Here is a 3,862-nt window from a genome sequence, read left to right as displayed (position 1 = left end):
TAATTCAAAAATATATTTGGAGGAATTATGAACGCATTACAAAACGCATATATAATCTTAAAAACCAACAACTTAACCGAAGGTCAATACGACTTTAGCAAAAAGTGGCTTGGACGTGATCGGAGCTATTATGGCAGCATGAAAGCGCGGCAACGGCAAGCGGGGCTGCGGACATTGCTGACATTGGCTGGAAATTTGACGAAGGCATTGGTCAGGGCGAAAGCGGAACAGCGCGGCAAGGACGCGGCGATATTGGAGAAACTGAGTGGGCGAATTTGGGACAGCGTGATGGTGGGACGGTGCTGATTTGCGTCCACGTCCAGCATGTTGTCGTGTAACACGACACTTCCCTGGCGCTGAACGACATGGGGGCGAACATACATGCTGTATGTTGGCCGATGTTGTCGTGTAACACGACACGTCGCTGGACGGCATGGGGGCGAACTTACGTGACGTAAGTTCGGGCGCGATCCGCAAAACGCATTGCACGTCCCTACTCCCACTTTGATCCACGCAAAACGTCGGAAACGCCCACAGCAGCAGCAAAGCAACTTGGGGAGCTACCTACACACAGCGCAGTTGAAACTGCGCTGTGTGACGACGAGCGGAGCTTGTCGGCTGAAATAATATAAACCGACCGCCGAAAATCAGATCAGGTTTAGTACCACTACAATATATGAAAATACGCTGCATAGGACAACGATTACAGTTACTTATAGATAAATCGGTCACTGATAGCACAACACAGACAGTACTGTATTGCAAGCGAACTGCTTGGAGTACACAACATGACTGCATTTGCGAAATTGAAACTGACCACTGCGACGCGCAAGACCGAGAAACTGAGCGCGGAACAGTATGCGCGGCAGCGGGTGCTTGGAAACTTGGCGGAACAGCTTGGCTTGGTTAAGGCCATGCTGGACGGCACGGCGTTTACGGTGAAGCAAACGCGATACAAGACGGACGAGAACGGCGAGCGCGTTGGATACGAGCGCAGCAAGCGGCTGCGCCAGTGGTTTTGGCAGGACACTGACGGCAACTGGCTGCTGGAACTGCGCTATGGTAATCGGCCATTGAAACTGAGTGGCGAGAACACTGCGGTGGTGGCTGGCACGAAGGAGCAGCTTGCGAGCGTTATTGAAACGCTGATGGAAGCTGTGCAGGTAGGCGAGTTGGACAAGGCCCTGGCCATTGCAAAAAAGGATCGCTTGGCCATGCTGCGGAAAGGCTGACGGCGCAAAGGTGGTAGATTACGGCATTACGTTTGGGCTATAACAGGTATGAGACTGACAGCTTTTATGGCGCAAAAAGTGCAGCAAAAACAGCGCAATACTCGTATTCGCTGCACTATTCGCGCTAACACGCATTACCAAATTCTGCGGTAACGCTGGGTTTGGAACGTGACGAAGAAGCTGTCTGGCACATGGGGCTGGGCAGCTTTTTTGTTGGGCGGGTGAGATGACGCAACACGCGCAAAATGCAAGGATACTGATTATTGACGACAACGTTGCGGAAGCGACGTTGACCAAGCTGACGCTACAGGCGGACAGGATTGGCTACAGCATTGAGCACGTGACGGACGGCTATACGGGTATTGATAAGCTGAAGCAAGCTGCGCTGACAGAACGCGCGTATCATATTGTAATAGTTGACGTAAATATGCCGGTTATTTCAGGTTGTGAAACGCTTGAGATAATACGCAACACGGGTGAAATTGCGGACACATACGTGGCAATTTTGACAAGCTTGCAGTGCAAGACAGATTGCCCACGCGACTTGTATTTATGTCACGCAAAGAAAGCTAACATATACTTGCACAAAAAAACGACGCTTGATGATTTTGAGGCTGAGCTTTTACAGCTAAAGACTGACTACGAAAAATGTATGAAGATGACTGCGGCTAACGCCAAAGATATATAGGTCATTCTTTAGATAACAAGACGCTATACTAACACGTAGCTAACAGGCACTTTTAAGGTGCAGCTATGGACGTTGGACAGCGTGAAATTGAACTGCGTGGCGGTCGGATTGTGCTGTACACGCTGGCGAGCGACAAACGGGGCATTTGGCAGGCGCGTTTTAGACTTGGCACGGAACGCACGTTGGTGCGGCGCAGCACGAAAACGACGGACTTGGCGGAGGCGAAGCGGACGGCGGAGGAGCTGTACGAGGAGCTGCGCTACAAGCAACGCAACAATCACCCATTGAAAGATCAAACATTCAAACAGCTTGCGGACGATTACGTGCGCAAGGCACAGCGAGAGACGCTGGAAGGACGCTTGAGCAAGGGACGGTTGGTGCTGGTTGAGGGCACGCTAAAACGCTACTTGCTCCCATTTTTCGGCAAAAAACCGATCAACAGCATAACGACGGCGGACTTTAACGATTACGACGACTGGCGGCTGGACTATTGGACGAAGGGCTACGGTGCGGACAGGAAGGTAGCAACAGCGGCGACAACGCCTTCGGCGAAAACGCTGGTGATGGAACAGAGCATGTTGCGGCAGATTTTGAAGCACGGGCTGGAACAAGGCAGCTTGAAGCAACTGGCGTTTATGAAGGCGAAACGGGCAAAAACGAACAGGCGCGGCGCTTTTGACGTGAAGGAATACAGGCTGTTGATATGGACGGCACGGCAGCGCACGCGATCTGCGGAGCATCCACGCGTTAAACGAGACAGGCAGCTTTTGGAACTTTACGTGCGGCTGCTGGTTGGGACGGGCATGCGGGTTGGCGAGGCGCGTGGACTGACTTGGCGGGACGTTGAATTGATACACACGGGCAACGGCAAGCAAACGGAAACGCTGCGGCTTTGGGTGGATGGCAAGACGGGCAAGCGGGCGGTGATTGGGACGCGAGCGGCGAAGAACACGTTGAAGAAGCTGCTGGCGCATTATGGTTGGAAGGACTTGGACGAGGCGCGGGCAAAGGGAAACGGGCTATTTACGAACAGCAACGGCGAGGACATACACACGTTTGAGGTGGGCTTTAAGAATTTGATGGCGGCGGCTGGCTTGGACACGGACAGGCACGGCAACGCGAGAACGCTTTATAGCCTGAGACACACCTACGCGACGTTTAGGCTGCTGTATGGCGGAACGGACGTTTACTTGTTGGCTCGGAACATGGGAACGAGCGTGCTGATGATTGAACAGCATTACGGACATGTAAGCACGACGCTGGCGGCGGACAAGCTGATCTGAAAACGGGCGACGAACATACTTGCTGTATGTTGGTGGGACAGATCGGGGCGGATTGCGGCGACAACCAGGTCAGAATTTTGGAAAAATCGGCGACCACGCTGCATAAATAGTGGCATGAAGGCACGGGAGATAATTGACGCTGACGCTTGGCTGGTGCGGAAAAAGGAACGCAGGGGCGAGACGATAAGCGACGAGAGACGGCAATTGATGGCAATGATTTACAGCGATGCGACGCTGGAACGGGAACAGGTGGAGCTGGAACGGGCGAAACTTGAATTGGGGCAAATAAAGGCTGATATAATAAAAATGATGGCCGAAGCGGAAAAATACAAAGCTGCGGCAAATGAAACTGAAACAGACCTTAAACAAAAATAACGGTGCAATGAATTTTACTGACGGAAAAATATTCAAAAACCAAATAACACGCTGTACAGCGCGGAAACATTGGAAGTTTTGGAACTTGGAGCTTTATGGGGCGGGCTATAGTTTGTATATGTATTATACAGTACTTACTCAATATCCAATTTCCATATTCCACAAAATCCAAACAAACCACTAAATCCAATTAAATACTTTCCCACACAAAACAATTCCAAAACAATAAAACTATACGAATACGTTTCAATACGAAAACGAATTACATGAAACGAAATGACATG

The 3,862-nt window shown here is 50.9% G+C and carries 5 protein-coding genes; all 5 read left to right on the top strand.

Annotated features, from left to right (window positions below; genetic code table 11):
- Positions 1–27: 27 nt before the first annotated feature.
- The 5 genes from H261_RS24380 to H261_RS22500 all read left to right on the top strand — a co-directional run bounded on the left by H261_RS24380 (position 28) and on the right by H261_RS22500 (position 3,578).
- Positions 28–306 (top strand): DUF6626 family protein, encoded by a 279-nt coding sequence (locus H261_RS24380; RefSeq protein WP_081609044.1) that lies wholly within the window; start codon positions 28–30, stop codon positions 304–306.
- 482 nt (positions 307–788) lie between these two features.
- Positions 789–1,232: a hypothetical protein gene (locus H261_RS22515; protein ID WP_008621864.1), complete on the top strand. Its 444-nt coding sequence runs from the start codon at positions 789–791 to the stop codon at positions 1,230–1,232.
- 226 nt (positions 1,233–1,458) lie between these two features.
- Entirely contained in the window at positions 1,459–1,920 is a 462-nt protein-coding gene (locus H261_RS22510; RefSeq protein WP_008622446.1) for a response regulator, read from the top strand.
- A 65-nt stretch (positions 1,921–1,985) separates the two neighbouring features.
- On the top strand, positions 1,986–3,203 hold the full coding sequence (locus H261_RS22505; RefSeq protein WP_008622444.1) for a tyrosine-type recombinase/integrase: 1,218 nt from the start codon (positions 1,986–1,988) through the stop codon (positions 3,201–3,203).
- Between the two features lie 114 nt (positions 3,204–3,317).
- Positions 3,318–3,578, top strand: coding sequence for a hypothetical protein (locus H261_RS22500; RefSeq protein WP_008622442.1), 261 nt, complete (start codon positions 3,318–3,320; stop codon positions 3,576–3,578).
- Positions 3,579–3,862 lie beyond the last annotated feature (284 nt).

This window comes from Paramagnetospirillum caucaseum, assembly GCF_000342045.1.
GTDB classification, from domain to species: Bacteria; Pseudomonadota; Alphaproteobacteria; order Rhodospirillales; family Magnetospirillaceae; genus Phaeospirillum; species Phaeospirillum caucaseum.
Note: the sequence above shows the minus strand (reverse complement) of the source record. Positions and strands in the feature narration are given on the sequence as shown.

What these genes read in the sequence shown, in the direction of transcription:
- H261_RS24380 (WP_081609044.1), top strand. Translation starts at nt 28, where the DNA reads ATGAACGCATTACAAAACGCATATATAATCTTAAAAACCAACAACTTA.
- H261_RS22515 (WP_008621864.1), top strand. Translation starts at nt 789, where the DNA reads ATGACTGCATTTGCGAAATTGAAACTGACCACTGCGACGCGCAAGACC.
- H261_RS22510 (WP_008622446.1), top strand. Translation starts at nt 1,459, where the DNA reads ATGACGCAACACGCGCAAAATGCAAGGATACTGATTATTGACGACAAC.
- H261_RS22505 (WP_008622444.1), top strand. Translation starts at nt 1,986, where the DNA reads ATGGACGTTGGACAGCGTGAAATTGAACTGCGTGGCGGTCGGATTGTG.
- H261_RS22500 (WP_008622442.1), top strand. Translation starts at nt 3,318, where the DNA reads ATGAAGGCACGGGAGATAATTGACGCTGACGCTTGGCTGGTGCGGAAA.